General features: G+C 35.7%; 25 protein-coding genes. 1 reads left to right on the top strand and 24 read right to left on the bottom strand.

Annotated features, from left to right (window positions below):
* Positions 1 to 43: 43 nt before the first annotated feature.
* The 24 genes from purR to A6J68_RS10550 form a co-directional block, all read right to left on the bottom strand.
* Complete coding sequence (purR, locus tag A6J68_RS10435) at positions 44 to 856, bottom strand: pur operon repressor (RefSeq protein WP_000776878.1); 813 nt, start codon at positions 854 to 856, stop codon at positions 44 to 46.
* A 96-nt stretch (positions 857 to 952) separates the two neighbouring features.
* A complete protein-coding gene (locus A6J68_RS10440) occupies positions 953 to 1,894 on the bottom strand; it encodes a 3'-5' exoribonuclease YhaM family protein (protein WP_000700694.1) in 942 nt (313 codons plus the stop codon).
* Positions 1,884 to 3,158: a DNA recombination protein RmuC gene (rmuC, locus tag A6J68_RS10445; protein ID WP_000960182.1), complete on the bottom strand. Its 1,275-nt coding sequence runs from the start codon at positions 3,156 to 3,158 to the stop codon at positions 1,884 to 1,886. The genes A6J68_RS10440 and rmuC overlap by 11 nt, the downstream gene beginning before the upstream one ends.
* A 1-nt stretch (position 3,159) precedes the next feature.
* Positions 3,160 to 3,792: a thiamine diphosphokinase gene (locus A6J68_RS10450; RefSeq protein WP_000160920.1), complete on the bottom strand. Its 633-nt coding sequence runs from the start codon at positions 3,790 to 3,792 to the stop codon at positions 3,160 to 3,162.
* Positions 3,785 to 4,447 (bottom strand): ribulose-phosphate 3-epimerase, encoded by a 663-nt coding sequence (gene rpe / locus A6J68_RS10455; RefSeq protein ID WP_000106173.1) that lies wholly within the window; start codon positions 4,445 to 4,447, stop codon positions 3,785 to 3,787. The genes A6J68_RS10450 and rpe overlap by 8 nt, the downstream gene beginning before the upstream one ends.
* Before the next feature lie 6 nt (positions 4,448 to 4,453).
* A complete protein-coding gene (gene rsgA, locus A6J68_RS10460) occupies positions 4,454 to 5,326 on the bottom strand; it encodes a ribosome small subunit-dependent GTPase A (protein ID WP_001162037.1) in 873 nt (290 codons plus the stop codon).
* 155 nt (positions 5,327 to 5,481) lie between these two features.
* A complete protein-coding gene (locus tag A6J68_RS10465) occupies positions 5,482 to 6,333 on the bottom strand; it encodes a putative RNA methyltransferase (RefSeq protein ID WP_000959497.1) in 852 nt (283 codons plus the stop codon).
* Positions 6,334 to 6,336: 3 nt separating this feature from the next.
* Positions 6,337 to 7,209, bottom strand: a complete 873-nt coding sequence (gene rsmA, locus A6J68_RS10470) for a 16S rRNA (adenine(1518)-N(6)/adenine(1519)-N(6))-dimethyltransferase RsmA (RefSeq protein WP_001216817.1) — start codon at positions 7,207 to 7,209, stop codon at positions 6,337 to 6,339.
* Positions 7,210 to 7,288: 79 nt separating this feature from the next.
* Positions 7,289 to 7,780, bottom strand: a complete 492-nt coding sequence (locus tag A6J68_RS10475) for a hypothetical protein (RefSeq protein ID WP_000456286.1) — start codon at positions 7,778 to 7,780, stop codon at positions 7,289 to 7,291.
* Between the two features lie 18 nt (positions 7,781 to 7,798).
* On the bottom strand, positions 7,799 to 8,359 hold the full coding sequence (gene rnmV, locus A6J68_RS10480) for a ribonuclease M5 (protein ID WP_000717745.1): 561 nt from the start codon (positions 8,357 to 8,359) through the stop codon (positions 7,799 to 7,801).
* Positions 8,346 to 9,128: a TatD family hydrolase gene (locus A6J68_RS10485; RefSeq protein WP_000590336.1), complete on the bottom strand. Its 783-nt coding sequence runs from the start codon at positions 9,126 to 9,128 to the stop codon at positions 8,346 to 8,348. The genes rnmV and A6J68_RS10485 overlap by 14 nt, the downstream gene beginning before the upstream one ends.
* A 181-nt stretch (positions 9,129 to 9,309) precedes the next feature.
* Entirely contained in the window at positions 9,310 to 9,591 is a 282-nt protein-coding gene (locus tag A6J68_RS10490; RefSeq protein ID WP_000055643.1) for a hypothetical protein, read from the bottom strand.
* Between the two features lie 9 nt (positions 9,592 to 9,600).
* Positions 9,601 to 9,993, bottom strand: coding sequence for a hypothetical protein (locus A6J68_RS10495; protein ID WP_001173854.1), 393 nt, complete (start codon positions 9,991 to 9,993; stop codon positions 9,601 to 9,603).
* The gene (locus tag A6J68_RS10500; RefSeq protein ID WP_000416815.1) at positions 9,984 to 11,276 is read right to left on the bottom strand and encodes an Mbeg1-like protein; all 1,293 of its coding nucleotides are present in this window, start codon (positions 11,274 to 11,276) and stop codon (positions 9,984 to 9,986) included. Before A6J68_RS10500 ends, A6J68_RS10495 begins: the two co-directional genes overlap by 10 nt.
* Complete coding sequence (locus A6J68_RS10505; protein ID WP_000835879.1) at positions 11,276 to 11,668, bottom strand: DUF1310 domain-containing protein; 393 nt, start codon at positions 11,666 to 11,668, stop codon at positions 11,276 to 11,278. Before A6J68_RS10505 ends, A6J68_RS10500 begins: the two co-directional genes overlap by 1 nt.
* A gap of 174 nt (positions 11,669 to 11,842) precedes the next feature.
* Positions 11,843 to 13,105 carry a D-alanyl-lipoteichoic acid biosynthesis protein DltD gene (gene dltD / locus A6J68_RS10510; RefSeq protein ID WP_000919739.1) on the bottom strand — a complete coding sequence of 421 codons (1,263 nt, stop codon included), beginning with the start codon at positions 13,103 to 13,105 and terminating at the stop codon, positions 11,843 to 11,845.
* Positions 13,098 to 13,337 carry a D-alanine--poly(phosphoribitol) ligase subunit DltC gene (gene dltC, locus A6J68_RS10515; protein ID WP_000351975.1) on the bottom strand — a complete coding sequence of 80 codons (240 nt, stop codon included), beginning with the start codon at positions 13,335 to 13,337 and terminating at the stop codon, positions 13,098 to 13,100. Before dltC ends, dltD begins: the two co-directional genes overlap by 8 nt.
* Before the next feature lie 14 nt (positions 13,338 to 13,351).
* Entirely contained in the window at positions 13,352 to 14,617 is a 1,266-nt protein-coding gene (dltB, locus tag A6J68_RS10520; protein WP_000613595.1) for a D-alanyl-lipoteichoic acid biosynthesis protein DltB, read from the bottom strand.
* Complete coding sequence (gene dltA / locus A6J68_RS10525; RefSeq protein ID WP_000581010.1) at positions 14,614 to 16,149, bottom strand: D-alanine--poly(phosphoribitol) ligase subunit DltA; 1,536 nt, start codon at positions 16,147 to 16,149, stop codon at positions 14,614 to 14,616. Before dltA ends, dltB begins: the two co-directional genes overlap by 4 nt.
* Positions 16,150 to 16,161: 12 nt before the next feature.
* On the bottom strand, positions 16,162 to 16,284 hold the full coding sequence (locus tag A6J68_RS10530; RefSeq protein ID WP_000806141.1) for a teichoic acid D-Ala incorporation-associated protein DltX: 123 nt from the start codon (positions 16,282 to 16,284) through the stop codon (positions 16,162 to 16,164).
* Positions 16,285 to 16,294: 10 nt separating this feature from the next.
* The gene (gene dltS, locus A6J68_RS10535; protein WP_000490535.1) at positions 16,295 to 17,482 is read right to left on the bottom strand and encodes a two-component system sensor histidine kinase DltS; all 1,188 of its coding nucleotides are present in this window, start codon (positions 17,480 to 17,482) and stop codon (positions 16,295 to 16,297) included.
* Positions 17,482 to 18,156, bottom strand: coding sequence for a two-component system response regulator DltR (gene dltR, locus A6J68_RS10540; RefSeq protein WP_001238594.1), 675 nt, complete (start codon positions 18,154 to 18,156; stop codon positions 17,482 to 17,484). Before dltR ends, dltS begins: the two co-directional genes overlap by 1 nt.
* A gap of 355 nt (positions 18,157 to 18,511) precedes the next feature.
* Complete coding sequence (gene rpmH, locus A6J68_RS10545; RefSeq protein ID WP_000831903.1) at positions 18,512 to 18,646, bottom strand: 50S ribosomal protein L34; 135 nt, start codon at positions 18,644 to 18,646, stop codon at positions 18,512 to 18,514.
* 183 nt (positions 18,647 to 18,829) lie between these two features.
* Positions 18,830 to 20,185, bottom strand: coding sequence for a YjiH family protein (locus A6J68_RS10550; protein ID WP_000712227.1), 1,356 nt, complete (start codon positions 20,183 to 20,185; stop codon positions 18,830 to 18,832).
* 231 nt (positions 20,186 to 20,416) lie between these two features.
* Here A6J68_RS10550 and A6J68_RS10555 point away from each other — a divergent pair, with 231 nt between their 5' ends.
* Entirely contained in the window at positions 20,417 to 21,583 is a 1,167-nt protein-coding gene (locus A6J68_RS10555) for an IS30-like element ISSag9 family transposase (protein WP_000160598.1), read from the top strand.
* Positions 21,584 to 21,643: the final 60 nt, after the last annotated feature.

A 21,643-nucleotide genomic window follows, 5' to 3' on the forward strand; every position in this document is an offset into this window, starting at 1 on the left:
TACTTTTACAAGCAAAAAGAATCAAGGATGTCACCTTGACTCTTTAATCAAATATATTCCCCGCTTCTACAGAGACTCTATTATTTTTTACATCAATTTCAGATACTCTCAGAAGAGATTTATAGGCCATCTTCTCACGTTGTTCCTGAGCATTTTCTGCAAATACAGCGACACCTACTAATGTGCTATCGAATTCTGAGAGTAAACTAATCATCCCCGAAACAGTACCTCCACCTTTCAAGAAATCATCAACTATTAAAACTCGACTGTTAGGTTTTAAGCTACGCTTAGAAAGAAACATTTTTTCAATACGGCCACTTGAACCACTAGCGTAGTTTACTGACACAGTAGAACCTTCCGTAATCTTCAAATCACGTCTCACAATAACAAAAGGAACATCTAAAACATTTGCTACTGCGTTTGCTAAAGGAACACCTTTTGTTGCAACCGTCATGACAGCATCAATTTTTTGACCTCTGTAAGCGTTCGCTATAATGCGACCAATACTTTGTAACATTTTTGGTGTACTGAGTAGATCTGAAAGATAAATGTAACCTCCCGGAAGAATACGATCGTTTTCAGATAAACGCTGTCTTAATTCTTCAACGATTTCTTTCGCTTCTGCTTCAGCAATAGTTGGTGTAAAGATAACACCTCCACTTGCACCAGTCACAGTTTTAATATCTCCGATTTGAGCTTGTTCAAAAGCTTTTTTGATAATAGCAATATCTTCTGAAATCGAAGATTTCGCGGCACCGTATTTACTAGCAAATGTATTTAAACTAGTTAATGTATAGGGATTATTTATTAGGTAATTTGAAATAACAACCATGCGTTCGCTACGTCTTAATTTCATATTTTCTCCTTATTCATAGCATTCTTTACATATAGTATAACATAACAAATGCTAAAAACGAACATTTTATTTTAGGTCTTAATTATTCTACCTAAATTATTTAATGTTCGGTTTATAAAAAGAACGGTTATCCATGGCAAAAATGCGATTTGTCATTTCACCTTCGTTGACACGGTTTAAAGCTGTTGTCATCATCATCATATTTGCATCAATGTTATCGATCATATGGATAATTTCTGCCTCCATGATTCTAGGACGAACCGGGCTTCCATATTCTAATTGTCCATGATGACTCAGAATAACATGGCGTAACACTGTAACCTCTTCTTTTGTATCATCAATATTAAGCTCTGCTAGTATTTTTGTTAATTCCTCATCAATAAGTGAAATATGACCGATAAGATTACCTCGAATAGTATATTCTGTATTATCAGGACCCGATAACTCAATGACCTTGGCTAAATCATGTAGCATAATACCAGCAAACATCAAACTTTTATTAAGTTCTGGATAGATATCTCCGATACTATCTGCCAAACGAACCATTGTTGCCGTGTGATATGCCAATCCTGATTCAAAAGCGTGGTGGTTTGTTTTGGCGGCTGGATAGGTAAAAAATTCCTTATTGTATTTACGATAAAGTGCTCTTACCACACGCTGCCAGGTTGCATTTTCAATTTTAAAGAGCATTTGTTCCATGTACTCTCTCACGTTGTCAACATTGATTGGAGGTTTTTCTTTAAAATCTCTAGGATCATTAGGTTCACCATCTTTGATGTTTCTTAATGTAATTTGGTTGACTTGGGGAGTTCCATTATAAACTTCACGACGCCCTTTCATATGAACAATTTTACCGGCTACAAACTCTTCTACATTATAGGTCTGTGCATCCCACATATTTCCTGAAATTTCGCCAGTATCATCTTGAAAGGTAAAGGCAATAAAGTCTTTACCTGCACGCGTTTTACGAACTTCTGCTTTCTTTATAAGGTAAAACCCCTCAAAAAGCTCGTCTTTTTTCATTTGGTTAATTTTCATTAATTTCCTCTTCTTCTGTTATAGGAAGGTTTAACAAGCTAGTGGTTGCTTGATCTTGATGTTCTTCAACTGTATTTAAGACTCTGATAATAGCGTTTGTCCGCGTTGTGAGTAAACTATCAATACTTTTACTTGCTGTATTTAATTGTTTTTGAGCTTTTGATAACATGCCACCAAATTTTCCAAATTCAACCTTGACATTCCCTAAAATTTTACTAATATCATTAGCATTCTTTTGAATATTTAAGGTTTTAAAGCCAACAGATAATGAATTTAGTAAAGCAGATAAGGTTGACGGTCCAGCTACTACAATATTTTCGTCACGTCTTAGACTATCAAAGAATGTTGCATTTCTTACCACTTCAGAATAGAGCCCTTCAGTTGGTAAGAACATGATACCAAAATTTGTCGTTTCAGGAGGATTTAAGTACTTATTGTTTATATCTTTTGCAAATTTACGAATACTTGCCAGTAAAGATTTACGATAGAGTTCTATTTGAACCTTGTCACCCAATTCATAAGCATCTTCCAATCGGTAATAATCTTCTAGAGGAAACTTAGAGTCAATAGGCAAATAGATATAATCTCCCTGACCATTTCCAGGTAATTTAATAGCATATTCAACACGCTCAGAAGAGCCAGACACCGTAGGAAATTCTCTCTCATATTGACTAACTGTCATAATATCTTCTATAATTTGGCCGAGTTGTAACTCCCCTAATATTCCCCTTGTCTTAGTATTTGACAAGACTTTGTTCAGTGTACCAACATCTTGGGCAACAGTTTTCATCTCCCCAAGACCTTGATTGACGCTCTCTAGTTGACGCGATACAGTTTCAAAAGAAGTTTGCAAACGCGTTTGTAGCGTTTTTTCTAGCTTTTCCTCAACAGTTTGGCGCATTTGATCCAAGCGTTTTTCATTGGAATCTTGCATTTTCTGAACTGACTGAGATAAATTGGAGTTAATCAATTCCAAGCGTTTGTCTGATCGATCTCGACTCTCCGTTAAATGCTGATTTAATTCTGTACGCATATCGGTAAGCAACTGATAAATTTCCTGTTGCATACGGTTTAGCTGATTAGTCAACGTTAGAATTTGATCTTTTTGCGCCACTTCTATCTGATATGTCAGTTGGTCTGATAGATTATCAGCATTATCTTCAAGTTGTTTTTCAACGGACTTTGTTAATTCCGTCATTTTTGGGTAAGAAATTATCGTCACTGTCAGACTAGCTAGTACAATGATCAAAATGATGACAAGCATATTAACCTCTATCCTTACTATAAATAATGATTAAGTAACCATCTTTGAGCTCTACTTCAATTGGCGAAGTCATAAATTCATTACTGGAATACATTTTTTTCTTAAAATAATTACTTTTGTTCAATTCATATTTAGCCCCAGAAATCTGCAAAGTAGACTCACTCTCAGGCATGAACGAGACATAGGACATCCCTTCAATCCTTGAGACTTGATTTTTCCCGGATGGTAGATAAGTCACTATGTTTTGTTCATCTTTGAGTCTGATTTGTGACATAAATGGTTCTAGATCTCTGTCACTTGGTAAAAAGATATTAGACATCATATGGTCAATCCTGCCACCAAATGCTCCAAATACGGTCACCTGAGCTTCTGGAAATTCTTTGAAAATAGTTTTTAAAGCTAATTCTGTATCTGTATCATTTTTTTCTGCACTAGCAGAAACGATATTGCTACAATAGTGTTTGATATAAAGCAGTTCATCTTCTGTTATAGAATCAAAATCACCCACTGCCATGTCCAAAGAAAGCCCATTTTTTAATAAAAATAGGCTTCCACGGTCAATTCCGACAAAATAGTCAAAATCATATTCAAAATAAGTTAAGTCACCGCCAGCAAATAAAGCAATTTTAGTCATCGAGCGCCACCCTTAAGGTTTCTACTTGTGCAGGTAAATCACTTGCTTTAAAGAGATAAGAACCTGCAACAAAGACATTTGCACCAGCCTCTGCTGCTGCCTTAATTGTAGTATTATCTATACCGCCATCAACTTCAATATCATAATGATGACCGTACTCTTTGCGCCATGCTGCAACTGTCTTTACTTTTGACATCATTTCTGGAATAAAGGCTTGTCCACCAAAGCCAGGATTAACAGTCATAATTAAAATCTGGTCAACCAAATCTAAGATAGGAATAAGAGATTCTACGGGTGTTCCTGGGTTAATAACCACACCTGCTTTCATTCCTGCCTCTTTTATCTTTTGAAGCGCACCATGTATATGTTTCGTTGCTTCAACATGAATGGTCATGATATCAGCACCAGCTTGAGCAAAAGCCTCAATATAACGTTCTGGATCAACAACCATCAGATGACAATCAAAAACAAGTTTACTGTGTTTACGCATGCTGGATACAACATCCGCACCAAAACTAATATTAGGGACAAATTGACCATCCATGATATCAATATGAACGTATTCTGCTGTTGTCTCTTCAATACGTTTCAATTCGTTAGCAAAATTAGCATAGTCTGCTGCTAATATCGATGGGGCAATTTTATTGGTTGACATAGAAACCTACTTTCTTTTAATAACTTTCTTATATGTTTCACGACGGTTCTCAATTTCACTTAAAAATTGGAGGTAGTTATCATAGCGGACTTGCCATAACTGACCTTGAGTTAAGGCTTCTTTTACAGCACATTTAGGCTCATGTGTATGCGTACACGAGCGGAATTTACAAAAATGACTAAGTCTACGAAGCTCTGGAAAGGATTCGTTTAAGTCCTCTGCATTATCCACTTCATAGTCCAAAGAAGAAAAACCAGGAGTGTCTGCAATTTTTCCTTTATGAACGTTATAGAAACTAACTGCTCTTGTGGTGTGTCGGCCACGGCCTAAACTACCCGAAATTTCACCAGTTTCAAGTTTCAACTCAGGAGCAATTTTGTTGAGAAGCGTTGATTTTCCGACACCTGTCTGGCCCATAAAAACAGTCACTTTATTTGCTAACAGAGGCAAGAGTTCCTCTTGAGAATAACAGAAAACGTAGCCTATATTCTGATAAAGTTCGCGAATATCATCAATAACAACCAAATCGTCTAACAAATCCAACTTGGAAATATAAATGATAGGCTGAATCATCTTATATTCTAGAAGTACTAAGAACCGGTCTAATAAGTTAGCGTTAAAATCAGGTTCTTTAGCAGACATGATAACGACAGCTTGATCAATATTAACAATAGGTGGTCGTACGAGGCTATTTTTACGCTCTTCAATTGATAGAATATATCCTTCTGATTGATCTTGCGAAGAAAATTCAACCCAATCCCCAACGTAGGGAATTTGACCTTTTTTTCTAAAATTTCCACGCGCACGTGTCTGATAAACAACACCGTCAGATTCCACATAATAAAAACCTGCTAGCGACTTGACAATTCTACCTTGCAATTGTTCTCCTTAATTGTTTAGAATACCACTATTATATCATAAAATGAGAAATAAGCTCTACTCTCAGAGATAAGCTAAATAGAAACTATTTGCAGGTGTTCGATTTCTCTCAAATAACCTCAATTTTATGAATTCCCAACATAAAAGCAGTGATCTTATTTAGATACACTGCGCTTTTTTCCAATTACTATTAAGGCACCTACTGTAATTTCTGATATACTCGCCCAATCAATAGTCGTTTTATCTACGCTGAATAACAACGGTGTCATATCAATAAAAGCTTGACGTTCTTGTTGAGAACAGTTATAGCTTTGAACAACTTTCTGCTCAGAAATAATTTCAAAATTTTCTCTAAAGTGATCTAGAATTTTTTGATTAGAGTAATCTTTCTGTTTCAAGTATTGACTAGCTTTTTCTCGCAATTCTTGAACATGTTCAGCTACAGGAACAACCTTTACAAGGATACCATCATCACTCAGCACCCGCCTAAATTCTTTATAATTTGCAGGAGAAAAAATGTCTAAAATGATATCAATTGATGAGTCTTGAATAGGAAGGTTAGCTAAATCAGAAACAAACCATTTCACAAGCCTAGACTGATCACTTTTAGCAGCTAATTGAATCGAATCTTTAGAAATATCAAAAGCCAAGAAAGTCTTCTCATGCTTGTTAACTAATTGACGAGAATAAAAGCCCTCTCCACAACCAATATCTAAAACCGAATGAAACTGAGAATTATTTTCCAAAACCTTTGAAATAGCTTCTAAAATATGATTATAATACCCGTTTTCTAAGACAAGCTGCCGATTTTCAAATGATTTTTTATCATAATGTTCATCTACCTTCTTTCCTCCAAGAAGATTAACATATCCAAATTTGGATAAATCAAAACAATGATTATCAGAGCATTTGAGGCTGTTACTTTCTTTTATCAAGGGATTTTGACATTTAGGACAAGCGAAATAACTTGCACTATCTTCAAAACGCCACTTCTTGTCAACCAACATAGTTTATATCCCAACCTCTTTCAAGGCATCTGCTAAACTTGCAAAATCAGGGATAGATAAGGCTTCTCCGCGAATAGATGGCTTAATTTTTGCTATTTCTAATGCTTTTTCCAATTTTGCTTTAGTATCTTCTGATTTTCCAAAATGACTCGTTAGATTATTCCAAAGTGTTTTACGACGATGTACGAAGGCTACTTTTGACACTCTGAAAAAGAAATCCTCATCTTGAACACTCACTACTGGTTGATCTCTACAGACCATTTTCAAAATAGCTGAATCTACATTTGGAGCAGGAACAAAAACAGTTCTCGGAACGATAAATGATACTTTGGCAGTCATATAATACTGCACTGCGATTGACAAAGAACCGTATGCTTTAGTATTTGGCATAGCTGAAATACGATCTGCCACTTCTTTTTGTATCATGACCACAAACTCCGCAAAAGGAATCTTGCTCTCAATCAAGTGCATAAGGATTGGTGTTGTGATGTAGTAAGGTAGGTTTGCGACCACCTTGATAGGCAGATCAGGATTCTTGAAAGCCTGAATCTGGGTCTGCAAATCAGCCTTGAGGATATCCTGATTGACCACTTGGACATTGTCAAAACGCGCAAGCGTATCAGCAAGGATAGGAATGAGACGATCATCAATCTCAAAAGCCATAACCTCAGCTGCATTCTCAGCCAAAAACTCTGTCAAAGCCCCGATACCAGGACCAATCTCAATCACGTTGACACCCTTGTCAATCTCTGCCGTGTCAACAATCTTCTGTAAAATATTAGTATCGGTCAAAAAGTTCTGACCGAATGATTTCTTAAATGTAAACCCATGACGCTCCAAAATAGCGCGGGTAACGGTTTTATCTGCGATTCTCATAATTCCTCTATTTCTTAATATTGATCATTTTTGAAATAACATTTGAGGCTATTTGTGATATTACAACTGGATTATACCACTACTTCCTTTTGCCTTTACTATTCTGAGTTATAAACTTATTTTTAATTGCAGTTGCACAAGCTTCGGTTAGTGGTTCTCCTATTGCTTGCTTATAATTAAATCCAATCAACTGCATTGTTTTTAAAGTATCTTTATTCAATAATGTAACCAATTGTTTCATTGTTCGTTCCTGTTCCTCATTTAGACCAGAAAAATTATATAACAATGAGATTCCTTGCTCGAGAGTATTGGATAGATATTCAATATCCTCATCATCTATATTAATTTTTTCATACTCTTCTTTATATGACTGTGCAATGCGAATTGCTTGCTCCCGTTCAGCTAATAATTCGTTAATTAAATCATCATAAGTAGCTCTCAATGTTGCAGCATCTTTTACATCCTTTATTGATTGAATTTTACTGGTTACCATAGTTGCAGTCCCTTTGACTGCAAGCGTTGCTAAATCTACCCCAGCTCTAGTCAATGCTTCCGTTACATTATACTCCACTATTTTTCTCCTTTTCTATTAATACCCCTCCATACACTCTTCAACTTCTGCCTTGGTCACTCCGAAGAGTCTGAGGCGTTTGAGGAGTTGTTTACCATTTGAGTAGCCGATACGGAGTTGATTCCCAAGATACTCACGGCGTTTTCGGCTATCGCTAGCAGTAATGAATCCCCAACGAATGAGGTCTGCTTGGGTGATATCGAAATGATCTTCATCATCGAAATGCTGAGTCACTTTTGAGAGTGCCTTCTGCAAATCTTCAAAGCTGGCATGCTCGACACCCAGAGATCGTCCCTTGGTCTTTGAGCCTGGCTTTGCCTCGTCTCGATTGAGGAAGGCATGGCGGACTGTCGGAATGGCATTCATGATGATTTTACGGATACGCTCGCCATTATAATCTGGGTCTGTAAAGACGATAACTCCCCGCAAATTGTGCAAACGTTCGATACGCTCTAAATCATCTTCATCAATTGCTGAACCTCTAGTTTCATAGGTATCAACATTGTAAAAGCGTCGCAGATTAGCAGTATCATCTTTCCCTTCGACAACGATCACTTCTTGAATATCAATTTTTTTCATCAAGTCTAAATATCCTTACTGCATTTTGGTATGTAGCCTCCGCTACCTCTTCCACAGTTATGCCTCGTAGCTCTGCTATTTTTTCAACGACATATCTCGTATAAGCGGTTTTGTTTTCTCGACCTCTTTTAGGTACAGGAGCCAAATAAGGAGCATCTGTTTCCACTAATATCTTATCTAATGGCAACTCTCGTGCAGCTTCTTGTACATCTAATGCCTTCTTAAAGGTCACAACACCAGAAAAGGAAATCATCATCCCTAAATCAATAAATTTCTGAGCCATTTCCAAAGAACCAGAAAAAGAGTGCATTATACCACCAAAAGGCCCAACTCCAGATTCCTTAATGACTTCATAAGTGTCTTCTAACGCATCACGTGTATGAACGACAAAAGGAAGGTTATACTCTTTTGAAAGTTCAATTTGACGCTTAAACACCTCGATCTGAATATCTTTGGGATCCTCCATCCAATAATAATCCAGACCAATTTCACCAAGTGCAATAACCTTGGGATTTTCTAAATGACTGATAATCATTGACTCAATATTATCATCATAAGAACCAGCTTCAGTTGGATGCCATCCTATTGTGCTATATACCTGTGCATATTGGGAAGATAATTCCAAAGATTTTGAAATGGTATCTTGGTCAAAGCCGACAACATTCATTTTTGTAACACCGAGTTCGCTAGCTAAATTAATTTCCTCGTCTATCTTTCCTTCAAAATTTTCTACGTTAAGGTGGGTATGGGTATCAAATATTTTTATCATATCATCGTTCTTTCTTTGCTTATCGTAGCTACAAGCATTAATCTTTATTATTATAACATAAGACTGAAGCATTCTGATCAGAAAGAGTAAATCAAAAAAGTCAAAACATTTTTGCTCTGACTTTTGAATACTTGCTGTAAAAATCCTCTACAAGTGTCTAGCTAATGGTAGAGAAACTAGACTATAAATGATTATATTTTTGCTGATTGCTTTCAATAGCCTCCTCAACCTTTGAACGAAATTCTCCTTTTATTGCCTCGTCCAATTGATTAGCAACTTTATGAATAGCTGTCTTTGTGTTGATGGCTACTTCGTCTATTTCTTTATGATGCGACGTAATAATATCGTGAAACTTAGATCTCTTGCGTGGCGCGTACACGCTATGTATCAATTCTTTATCCAATTGTTTTTTTAAAGTCCTTACTGACTCCTTACCAGTCAGGACATCCCACATTAAACTCAATAATTTCTCCTACTTCATTAATTCTCTTTTCTTTTCCCTTTGCAACTCTTCAAAGGTTAGTTCATGTTCTGAACGTTGCCGAATATAGTTAGCTCTATATTCTTCTTCTTGAGCGGACAAGGCATAGTACTCTTTATGGTAAGCTTGCTCTAAGTCGTCATGATAAGAACCTAAAATACGATTGAGCGTCATCATATCTGAGCTATCATTACTATATCTCAAATCATATTCAACAGCGTCGTAAGTTTCTTGAAGCATATTAATAATCTTATTTTTTCTTACTGAGAGATCGTCTAATTTTTCTTCAAACTGGCAACAACTATGGTGATAGGCATCATCTAAATCTGATATTTTTCTCTGAGTATCAGCTAATTGTTTTTCAATGATATCAATCAGTGCCATTGTTTAAACTCCCCTGACAAGTTACTATCTTGTCGCAACATAGCTTCAACTCCTTTATTAATTTGGTTTTCTAATTCAACGTAAGCGTGAGAAATGCTTTCTGCCGCTTGAGTTTTATTTGAGAAAAAGGTTTGAGCTTCTCCGACAATGCTCGCATAGCTAACACCTGACTGAGCATACGCTTCTTCCAATTCTTGAGGACTTAGTTCAGTAACTCCTGTAGGAGCTACTTTTAAAGATTGATAAAGCTCTTCTGCTTTAGCAACTGCTTTTTGCTCAACTTTTTTAACTTCTTCAACTGCTTCTTTTGATATCGTTACCAAACCACTAGAGATCACTTTTGCTTGTTGACTATCTAGGAAAATAGCTTGATTCTTACTAACTTCTTTTCCCGTACTTTTAAAGCTACTAAGTTTCGCTTTAATAGCATGCATTCTTTGATTCACATTCGTATGAACTACTGAATAGTTTTCTTTGTAAGCAAATTTATCTTCTGCTAATTTTAAAGAACCATCTGGATTGTACTGGTAGCCTCCCCAAATATGCTGATTGGTAAAATTAGCAACCCAGCTACCTCCTGAAACAGCTTTACTGTCAACTATTTTAACAATTCCGACAGCATTATCGCTTCCTTCTTTAGGATAACCTATTCCAATTTTATCCTTGGAATCAACGTAATTATTGACCACCCCTTTTATTTTATCAACCTGTTCTTTTTGTTTATCTGTCAAAATACTATAAAGGTTTGGACCGTTATATATCCAAGCTCCTTGAACTCGGTAAATTTGATTATCATCCAATTCTGCAATAGCATACTGTGCATTCATTGACCCTAACGAGTGTCCGTAGACCGAAATTTTTGCGTTAGGATATTTATTCATAACTTCTTTTAGCAGATGAGCTGATTGTTCTAACTGCTTTGTACCTTGTTTATGAGATACACTTTGTGAACCAAATTTCTTTAATAATAGTTTACTAGCTATTGGAATATCATTTTTAAACCAGTCTGTTTTCCAATCATCCCCTCCAAACGGTGCTGTTGACCCCTTAAATAAAACCGTAACTTCCTTAACATCCTCTGGCTTGTCTAAAGTTCCATTTGGAGTGATGGTATAAATTTGTTCCCCGGTTTCTTTGCCTCCATCTTGAACGTGAGCAACTTTACCGATGGGGAGTACCTTATCTTGGCTCATTATTTTGACTAGTGTATCAAGTTGGCTACCTAATTCATACTCTTGCTTCGCTATATTTACCCTATCTAAATCAGTCAAGACTTTTTCCATTAATGACCTCTACTTTCCAATAAATGAGTTAACTGGGGAGATTGATGGCTACTTTGACTGACCAAATGCCCTTGATTATCCCTATCCAAATTACAAGTAATATATAAGTTAGGATCTTTATTAATGATTAACCTTACCGAAATCCCTCCCATAGGATTTTTTTTGATACTTTCTTTGTCAATATCATACGACTTAATAACAGCATTCTCTTTGAAAGCATCTTCATCTTCTGCATAAATCCACTTTTGATAAGCATTTTTAGCGTCTTTGCTATTAGCTATTTCCCATAATTCTTGTTGTTTATTGTTTTCAGTCACTTTTAAACCTCCTACAGTGAAACCAAGCCCTAAAAGGATTATTACAATAAAACTAAGTAATTTTATTGACTTCATCTCTCCTCCTTTTATCATATAACACTCATTTGATATCTAGTTTATCATAAATTTATTCTCATTATAAATGAAAAACTATAAAACATGGATTAGTTATCTTAGGATTACCAAATACAAAGATATTAAAAAAGATGATTAATAGCTCTAATGCTATAAATCATCTGACTCTACTATTTACTTGTAATCACTTGGACGTTCTGTATATTTTGCCCAAGATTTCTTCAAAAATTTATTATTAATGTGATAATTCGGCTTGCTGTTTTCCTCTGTTAAAAATGGATTGATATGCTTATCTAGCTCTAACCAACCATTCCAACCTAAATGGATTGTATCTTGCATAAAGTATGGCTTACCTCCATCTCGAGAAAGGTCAGCGATATGATTGAAACCTTGACTTTGAAGTTGGTGTTTTATTTTTTCTACAGATTTTTGATACATTTTTTGATCAAGCCCTGTGTAGTCTGTCCACTTTTTATTTACTGGTGGTATGACAAAAAGGACATCTGTATTTTGTTTTGAGAATTCATTAAGAACCAACTGTAAATCATTAAATTCTGGTGACTTAGTATAATTGAAATGTCGTTGTGACCCTTTCAATTTTTTTAAGTGCTTTTTAATTCTTGTTTGGTAAAAGCGATCATCAATACCAAATTGATTTGATCTCGTTGCTACTTTAGCATCTTGTGATGCAATACGCGATAAATGATTATATGAGAATGCTTTCGGTAATTTACCAACATGAGGCATTATTGCCTGATTATAAGTTTTTCCTAGTGGTAGATAGCTAAAAATAGCATCTGTCTTCTCAAATACCCAATCATTAAACTTTAGTCTTTGTTTGTCTTTATTTGATAGTTTTTGGCCATCTGCAACTTTTTCTATCAAATCTGACATAGAAGCTTCAGGATATAATTTTAACAATCGACGAGCAGCATACCTATCGTAGGTTGTCCCTGTTTGATTTTGCAAAAATCGAATGGTTTGATCGTTGCTGAAATAGTTTTGAAAAGCACCTTTGTTGGCTCCCTTGCGAACAAACCATTGCGGAGAAATAACATAGATAGCTTTTTTATTTTTGATTTGTCCTTTAATCTGTTGAATGCCATAGTATTGTGTCAGAGAAGCCGCCCCTTTTTGACCTAAAAGATATGGGATATAAGACCTATTGTAAGCCTCTGCTAAAACTGATGGATGCATTGCGTCAAATCTTAGCCACTCACTTGAACCAAAGAAAGGGACAAAATTGGCTTTAGGATCACTGAAAGCTCTAACTTTTTGAACTCTGCTTTTAAAACCTGCCTTCGTCAACGCTACTGCACTGTTTTTTTCCTTACCTAAATGATGAGGCTGAGAAACAGGAAAAACAAAATATAATCCTACCAACAATAGTAAAGCACAAACTAGAGGTCCAAATACTTTACCTAGACGTTTAAGCATTGCAGAGCTCCGTTACTCCAGCAACAATTTTATTAGCTGTGTTCCAGTCATTACGACCAAATTCCGCAATCGGAATATCAATATTAAAGTGGCTTTCCAACTCAACAATTAGTTCAACAGTACCCATGCTGTCTAGAACTCCTGCGTCAAATAAGTCTTCATCCATCATAGAAGAAACATCCTCCATAAATAGGTCATCAATAATTGCTAATACTTCTGATTTAATATCCATTATAATACTCCTTATTATTTGTTATGCGGTTGTGGGAACCACAAAAGATCTAAAAATCCTGAAAAAATCAAGAAAGAAAACATAACTACATTAAAGGTGATGAAGACACCCAAAGCATAAGTCCATTTGTTTTCTGGTAAAAGTGGTTTTTTAGCCAATCTTCTTTCTTTATTAATATTTTTCTTCTTACGTACCCAAGCGTCATTAATAACTAGGCCAATCCCATGAAAGAGACCATAGGCTATATAGTACCAAGTTAACCCATGCCAGAATCCCATAAGAAGCATATTGATAATATAAGCTACACTTGAAGTAACATTACGGTTTTTAAAAACTTTATTTTTAACTAAAAGCTTAACAAGCCTCATGAAAACAAAGTCTCTAAACCAGAAAGAAAGGCTCATATGCCATCTATTCCAAAATTCTTTTAGGTCGCGTGATTTGAAAGGTTTGTCAAAGTTAATCGGAGACTTAATCCCCATTAGGTTAGAAATAGCCAACGCAAACATTGTGTAACCTGCAAAATCAAAGAACAAATCAAAACCAAAGGCATACATAACCCCAAGTGTTGGCCAATTAAACACACCACCCTGTTCTAGCGCTAATTCTTTTAGAGGAGGCATAATCAGACTTCCAAAAATATAGGCTAAAATAAACTTATAGAGAAAACCTAACATCAAATAATGAATCGCTTGACCTAACATATCTAGGAGTTCGTTTCGATCTGGGATATTAATGTAATCCTCATTGAATCGTTTAAAACGATCAATTGGTCCACTTGAGAAAGTTGGAAAGAAGAGTAAAAATCTTAAGAATTCCCATAAAGTAAATTCTTTCAAGACACCGTCTCTCATTTCAATAATCATAGCAACAGCTCTAAAAGTAAGGTAAGAAATTCCTAGAAACCCAAAAAGTGACTGATGCCCATCCTCAGATATAGCTGGAATTAATTTTACCAAAAATAGCGGAAAAATAGATAAACAAACCGTTACATAAAAGACCAAAGTATGATTAAATCGTTTCCGGTAAGCTTTATAGATAAAAACTAGCAGAGACTGTCCGACAACGTATGCCAATAGTGACTTCAATTGATTAAAAGTACTACCAGTCAACATCATTACAATAAAACTTAGACTAAAAATAATCTCATATAAGGCAAAACGCTTCTTAAAGAATAAGCCGATGTAAATTGGTAGGACAGCTAAGATAAGGTAGAAGAAATATTGTGGATTCCCATAAACATCCAAGTGAGGAAGTTTTTCTAAAAATGCCTGTATCACTTGTTTACCTCGCTCATAAGACCTTTGATATCAATTTTCCCATTTGGTGTCAAAGGTAAATCCTCTCGATAGATAAATTTAGATGGCATCATGTAATCCATCATAATGTCCTTTAAGTCTTCCTTAATTGCTTTTGTCAAATCCAAATCACGTTCAAAATCATCTCTTACACCTTCTTTTAAGACAATATAGGCTAATAAGTTTTGAACTTTATGATCCTTGTTATAACGTGGCACTGCTACTGCTGATTTTACATACTGCGATTTGTTTAAGTTTTGAGAAACATCTTCTAATTCAATACGATAGCCGTTAAATTTAATTTGGAAATCCATACGCCCACCGTAAAGCAGAAGACCTTCATCGGTCATACTTCCTAAGTCACCGGTATGGTAAGCAGGTAGACCTTCGAATTGGAAAAATGCCTCAGCTGTCTTTTCTGGATTGTTAAGATAGCCTTTTGATACTGCTGGTCCAGCAATAATGATTTCACCTTGCTCTCCGTTTGGTAATTTATGACCTTCTTCATCAATCACATACGTTGGTGAGTCATCTTTAGTGTAACCAATTGGAAGGCGTTTGCATGTTTCTAACATTTCATCAGTAATTGCTACTGCGGATAGAGCAACTGTTGCTTCTGTTGGCCCATATGCATTAACGATACGAGCTTTTGGAAAACGTTGACGAAGTTTTTGTGCAGTCTTGACAGTTAACTCTTCCCCATCAAAATAAAAATGTGTTAACTGTGGCAAGGTCTCTGAATTGAAATCGTTAGATAGTAGCGCCATATCAGCAAATGATGGTGTCGAAGTCCAAACCTGTATTGGCAATTCATTAATGGTAGCGAATAGTTTTTTGAAATCATTAACTACTGTTTTTGGTAGGGCAAACAGGGTGCCTCCCATAGCTAGTGTTGGTGCCCAATACATAACTGATAAGTCAAATGAATATGGCGGTTGAGCCAACATTTGCGGTCTTTCAGGAACTGAAAACTCATCATCAGAAATCATCCAATTTGTAAAGCTCAATAAATTGTCATGTGAAATTTGCACACCTTTTGGTAAACCAGTAGTCCCTGAAGTGAAAATAATATAGTAATTATCATCACCTTTAACAGAATGTGTTACCTCATAAGGAGTCTTTTCTTCAAAAATAGCTGAAACTTGAGAAACGTCTAGGATTGGGACATTATCAACTTCAAGAGGAAATTCACCAATTGAAATGATAAGGCTTGGTTGAGCAACTGTCATAATAGCCTGTATTCTATCCAAAGCAGAGTGTTGGTCAACCGGTATATAAGCATGCCCTGACTTTGTTAAAGCAACAAATGTCGCCAACATTTCATATTCTTGACCACCGAATACTAAGACAGGTGATTTTTCAACAAGGCCTAGGCTATCAATATGAGCAGCTAGAGAGTCAGAGTCTACTTTAAGTTGTCCATAAGTATGGACTTCCCCTAAAATATCATACACTGGAAAATCAGCTTGTGTCTCAGCAAAATGCTCAATTGTTTTAATCATATCATGTATCATTTGTACCATCTCCTAGAATTCATTATAAATAAAACTGCCTTGTCCGCGACCAAGGTATGCAAAAAAGTAAATTAGTAACAATAAAATACCGAAGTATAATAACGTTCTACCAATAAAAGATAAATATGGTTTCATCATTCTTCCTTTAATTAATCATGGTATTGGTCCAAAATCCATCAATTGGTAACTGGACTTCAAGACGTAATTGGTCTTTTTCTTGATATGCTCTAATTCTCCCCTTATGGCGTTCCACGATTGCTTTAGCAATAGATAAGCCTAGACCAAAACTGAGAGAATCTGCATGATCATCTTTAGCTTGATAAAAACGCTCAAAGAGATTATCCATAACCTCTTTGGAATAGATAGCACTTGGATTTGATATTGTCAGAATAGCTTTTCTTCGAGCTTGTTTAAGACTAAACTGGATTGCTGATTTTGACAAAGAATGCCTAATAGCATTATCCAAAAGAATTATTAAAATTTGCTTAATCTGACTCTCTTCTCCAACAATCCAGACATCATCTTCAATCGTATCATTTAAACACTTTTCTTCTTCATATGCCAAACTTTCATATGTTAGAAGTACTTCTTGACATAAGACAGATAAGTTTAACTTTTTGAAATTTACCTTGGAGCGTTTTTCATCAAGTCTAGACAAATTAAGCAAATCTTCAATTAAAAACTCCATTCGCTTAGTCTCCGAAACAACATGATCCAGATAACGATTCCCTGGAATTTGCTGTTCCAGAACCTGAACGTTGGCTCGTATAGCTGCAATAGGGGTCTTCAGCTCATGACTCGCATCTGAAACGAACTGTTTTTCGCGAGTCATTTCTGTCTCTACAGGTCCTACAATAAATCGAGAAAGATAAAGACTTACAGCTGCTAATAAACAAAATCCAAAAATAGTAAAAACAAGAATTAGAAAACGCCTTGCATAAGGGACTTCATAACTAGCCAAATCCATAATAGCTATGGTGTAGGTTTTATCTTTATATTCTTTTATGGAATATATAAAAGACTTCCATTTTCGTGACTTCTTTCCTTGCTCAAGGAGCTTCAAACTAGATTTTTCGATAACATCATTTGTCAAATCAGTATTATTGCTTTGAATCTTAACCATCTTTTGGTTATCTATAGTCACCAAAGCAATCGGTTCATCGCCTGGTATTCCTAAATAATCATTTTTGGCAACTAATTTAACAATCCTATATGCATCATATTCATCCCAATATTGATTGTAGCGATTACTAACTGCAAATAGAAAGAGAACAACGACAATAAGGATTGACATGGTCAAAAAGACAAATTTTTTGCGTAAATCACTAAACATTATGTCCTCTCCTCCAAGGAATATCCAAAGCCCTTAGTGGTTATTATTTCAATGTCTGCTTTTAAAAAGCGCAATTTTTTTCGCAAAAAAGAAATAAATACTTCTAACTGGTTATATTCTGAATTGTCTGAAGGTCCCCAAACCTTAGAAATCAACTGATTTTTAGGAATAATCTGCTTTGCATTTCGCATAAAAACTTCCATCAAGAGAAATTCTTTATTGGATAATTTTACACTACTTTCTTTAGATTCTAGCTCATGTGAATCTGTGTTAAGCCTTATATTTCCAAGCCGCAATTGATTTGCTCTGATTAGAGAAGATTGTCTGGTTCTCAGCCTAATTCTAGCTAGCAATTCATCTGCTTCAAAGGGTTTTGTGATATAATCATCTGCCCCTAAATCTAAACCATTAACTTTATCATAAGTCTGTGATTTTGCAGTTAAAAAGATTATTGGGGTTTCTAAACCAGCTTCCCTCACTCTTTTTAAAACAGATAATCCTGAGCGTTTGGGTAACATAATATCCAACAGGACTAAATCATAGAGACCTGTCAAAATGTATTCTAACCCATCATCTCCATCAAATGCTAAATCAACAGAATAACCTTTATCTGCCAATAAAGCCTGAATAGCCTCTGCTATACTTTTTTCATCCTCAACTACAAGAAGTCTCATTTTCTAGTCACCTTACCTTATATATTATAGTATAAACTAGCAAAATTGAAATAACCTTGAAAAAACGATATTAATAAAAGTATTTCCTAAGTCACTAAACTACTTCAATAATACAAGCGTCTAAAAAATAAAATATCACTCGCTATAAAGATATTTCTCAATAAGAAATCTCCTCATATTCTAACAAAAATAGGGGCTATTTGTCTACGAATTTCCGCATTATAAACTCACTTTTCATTAACTTTATCTATAATATACTCAAACTACTCTCACAAAAACCTTTATCGTTATGAAGGTACCAAAAAAGCCACCAGACTCGAGTACCTGTTGGCTTGATATTATTTTGCTATCTATATTAAGCTGATAACACTTTACGTCCTTTACGACGGCGGCTAGCAAGCACGCGACGTCCGTTTTTAGTTGACATACGGTGACGGAATCCGTGTTTACGTTGGCGACGGATTTTACTTGGTTGATAAGTACGTTTCACGTTGAATACCTCCTGATAGATTTTCGTATTCGTTTAGCCGGCTATTTTGATCAGTTACTAAACATACCATACTATTTTATAACAATTTTAGGCCTCTTGTCAAGAAATACTTTCAAGTTCATTTGTCTTTTTTCAGTAAATAGTTCTATTTGTTAGCAAGAAATGCTTCTCTATTTTCTCCAACTAAAAGAAAAGATGTGCCATCAAAACAATAATAGGTAATGAAATAATTGTTCTCTCTATAAAAATGATAAATAATTCTAGAATGTTGATAGGGATCTTGGAACCTAATATCACCGCACCAGTCTCAGACATATAAATTAATTGCACAATAGAAACTGTTGCGACAATAAACCTTGTCATCTCACTGTGAATTTCAGCCGCCATTATCGAAGGAACAACCATATCTGAAAAACCAACAATCATGGTTTGACTCGCAATATCTGCTTCTGGAATCCCTAAAAGTTCAAGGAACGGAAGGAATGGTGTACCTAAAATTTTAAAAATAGGTGTTGATACTGAAATAATCAAAGCTATTGTTCCGACAGTCATAATTGTTGGCATAACGCCAAACCATAAACTAAGTACTGTCTTAGAGGCATTATTGACAAAAGTCTTCATGTTTCCATTTGCTTTTGATTTATCGATGGCAAGCTTAAGTCCCCACTCTATCTTGTTATAACCATCCGGAATTACCTCAGATGTTTCTTTCTTTGGTTTAGTGTAATAACTATTTGATTGACGAGATAAGGGAGGGATATAAGGGATAATGAATGCACAGACAACACTGCTAATGATGACTGTTAGATAAAAATGGCCAAAATAATCAGTTAAGCCAACATTCTGCAAAACAACAAGACAAAAAGTGATTGATACTGCTGAAAAAGTAGTGGAAATCGTTGCAGCTTCTCTACTGGTATAATAACCCTCAACATACTGCTTATCGGTCAAAGCAATTCCAATAGTACCATCACCTACAAATGAGGCTACACAATTAACTGCTGACCGACCAGGTAGCTGAAAGAATGGACGCATAATGGGAGTTAGGAAGACACCAACAAACTCCAGTAGACCAAATTCTGTCAAAAATGGAAGAATAAAACCCGCAGCAAGGAAAATGGTAAACAAACCACCAATCAAATCAAAAAGGATAAGGCCGCCTGTCTCTTTCCCACATACCATTTCAGGACCAATATGTAAAACCGTCATCAGACCAAGTGCCAAACCGATCAAACGAATAATCAGCCAGAAAATGGTAATGTCAGAAATTTCTTTTAGCAAGTCATTTTTTTCAATAAAGCTAGGTCTAAACAGACGATAACAAAGTGCTAACACACATGAAATAAAAATGATTAGTAAAATAATATAATGTATAGGAAAAACAGCGTTAATCCATTGATTAATTGTCTTAGAGATTACAGAGACAGCTACTGTTGTCATACCATTATATTTAAATGGAGTCATTAATAATAATACTCCAAATAACGACGGAATAATAAACCACAAGATATCTTTAATAGATATACTTTCTTTTTTCATACAATCCTCCTGGATAATATGGAATTGTTTCTAAATATACTCATAACTTCCATTGTAAAATTTTATAATAAAAAAAACAACCTTGAATTAAAGAAAATTTTACTTAGTAATACTTTAGTAATTTCTCAAAGTAAGTTCCGTCTGCCCTCCAAAACCGGAAGTTAGTGTGAAAAGGATTTTTATGGTGGAATTAAGTCTGAGACGTTTGGGTTAGAAATGAGTTTATCCATCATGACAAAACACAAACACCTAACTCTCTCAGACCGTAATGACATCCAATCTGGTTTGGATAGAGGAGAAACCTTTAAAGCCATCGGGCTTAATCTACTGAAACACCCTACTACTATCGCAAAAGAAGTCAAACGAAATAAGCAACTAAGAGAATCAACCAAAGACTGCCTAGACTGTCCGCTACTAAGAAAAGCTCCCTATGTTTGTAATGGGTGTCCAAAGAGGAGGATCAACTGTGGTTACAAGAAGACCTTCTATCTTGCTAAGCAAGCTCAAAGAAACTATGAAAAACTTTTAGTTGAATCTAGAGAAGGAATCCCTTTGAACAAAGAGACCTTCTGGAAAATAGATAGAGTGCTTTCTAATGGGGTCAAGAAGGGCCAACGTATCTATCATATCCTCAAAACCAACGATCTAGAAGTGAGTTCTTCAACCGTTTATCGACACATCAAGAAAGGCTACCTATCCATCACACCAATCGACCTACCCAGAGCTGTGAAGTTCAAAAAAAGGCGAAAGAGCACACTCCCTCCTATTCCAAAAGCGATTAAAGAAGGGCGACGGTACGAGGATTTTATAGAACACATGAACCAATCAGAGCTGAACTCCTGGCTTGAAATGGACACGGTTATTGGACGGATTGGTGGAAAGGTCCTTCTCACCTTCAATGTCGCCTTCTGTAACTTCATCTTTGCCAAACTGATGGATTCTAAGACAGCTATCGAAACTGCTAAACACATACAGGTCATTAAGAGGACACTCTATGATAACAAGAGAGACTTCTTCGAACTCTTTCCTGTTATCCTAACGGATAATGGTGGGGAATTCGCTAGAGTGGATGATATTGAGATAGATGTTTGTGGACAGTCTCAACTCTTCTTTTGTGACCCTAATCGGTCTGACCAGAAAGCAAGAATCGAGAAGAATCATACCCTCGTGAGAGACATACTGCCTAAGGGGACTTCCTTCGACAACTTGACTCAAGAGGACATTAATCTGGCACTATCTCATATCAACAGCGTTAAGAGACAGGCTCTAAATGGTAAAACGGCTTATGAGCTATTCTCTTTTACTTACGGAAAAGACATCGCAAGTATACTCGGTATTGAGGAAATTACTGCGGAAGACGTCTGCCAATCTCCCAAACTATTAAAAGACAAAATCTAACCTAATCAACTAACTGATACAACCTAAACGTCTCACACTAACTTCAACCATAGCGGAACT

Source organism: Streptococcus sp. 'group B', assembly GCF_002073795.1.
GTDB classification, from domain to species: Bacteria; Bacillota; Bacilli; order Lactobacillales; family Streptococcaceae; genus Streptococcus; species Streptococcus agalactiae.

Excerpts from the sequence above, each read along its gene's own strand:
- A6J68_RS10465 (WP_000959497.1), bottom strand. The coding sequence starts at position 6,333 with ATGTTGGTTGACAAGAAGTGGCGTTTTGAAGATAGTGCAAGTTATTTC.
- A6J68_RS10450 (WP_000160920.1), bottom strand. The coding sequence starts at position 3,792 with ATGACTAAAATTGCTTTATTTGCTGGCGGTGACTTAACTTATTTTGAA.
- A6J68_RS10500 (WP_000416815.1), bottom strand. The coding sequence starts at position 11,276 with ATGGAAAAAGTCTTGACTGATTTAGATAGGGTAAATATAGCGAAGCAA.
- A6J68_RS10485 (WP_000590336.1), bottom strand. The coding sequence starts at position 9,128 with ATGATAAAAATATTTGATACCCATACCCACCTTAACGTAGAAAATTTT.
- rmuC (WP_000960182.1), bottom strand. The coding sequence starts at position 3,158 with ATGCTTGTCATCATTTTGATCATTGTACTAGCTAGTCTGACAGTGACG.
- purR (WP_000776878.1), bottom strand. The coding sequence starts at position 856 with ATGAAATTAAGACGTAGCGAACGCATGGTTGTTATTTCAAATTACCTA.
- dltR (WP_001238594.1), bottom strand. The coding sequence starts at position 18,156 with ATGAGACTTCTTGTAGTTGAGGATGAAAAAAGTATAGCAGAGGCTATT.
- A6J68_RS10550 (WP_000712227.1), bottom strand. The coding sequence starts at position 20,185 with ATGAAAAAAGAAAGTATATCTATTAAAGATATCTTGTGGTTTATTATT.
- dltC (WP_000351975.1), bottom strand. The coding sequence starts at position 13,337 with ATGGATATTAAATCAGAAGTATTAGCAATTATTGATGACCTATTTATG.
- rsmA (WP_001216817.1), bottom strand. The coding sequence starts at position 7,209 with ATGAGAATCGCAGATAAAACCGTTACCCGCGCTATTTTGGAGCGTCAT.
- dltD (WP_000919739.1), bottom strand. The coding sequence starts at position 13,105 with ATGCTTAAACGTCTAGGTAAAGTATTTGGACCTCTAGTTTGTGCTTTA.
- rpe (WP_000106173.1), bottom strand. The coding sequence starts at position 4,447 with ATGTCAACCAATAAAATTGCCCCATCGATATTAGCAGCAGACTATGCT.
- A6J68_RS10555 (WP_000160598.1), top strand. The coding sequence starts at position 20,417 with ATGACAAAACACAAACACCTAACTCTCTCAGACCGTAATGACATCCAA.
- A6J68_RS10495 (WP_001173854.1), bottom strand. The coding sequence starts at position 9,993 with ATGGCACTGATTGATATCATTGAAAAACAATTAGCTGATACTCAGAGA.
- A6J68_RS10530 (WP_000806141.1), bottom strand. The coding sequence starts at position 16,284 with ATGAAACCATATTTATCTTTTATTGGTAGAACGTTATTATACTTCGGT.
- A6J68_RS10440 (WP_000700694.1), bottom strand. The coding sequence starts at position 1,894 with ATGAAAATTAACCAAATGAAAAAAGACGAGCTTTTTGAGGGGTTTTAC.
- A6J68_RS10505 (WP_000835879.1), bottom strand. The coding sequence starts at position 11,668 with ATGAAGTCAATAAAATTACTTAGTTTTATTGTAATAATCCTTTTAGGG.
- dltS (WP_000490535.1), bottom strand. The coding sequence starts at position 17,482 with ATGTTTAGTGATTTACGCAAAAAATTTGTCTTTTTGACCATGTCAATC.
- dltA (WP_000581010.1), bottom strand. The coding sequence starts at position 16,149 with ATGATACATGATATGATTAAAACAATTGAGCATTTTGCTGAGACACAA.
- rnmV (WP_000717745.1), bottom strand. The coding sequence starts at position 8,359 with ATGAAAAAAATTGATATTCAAGAAGTGATCGTTGTCGAAGGGAAAGAT.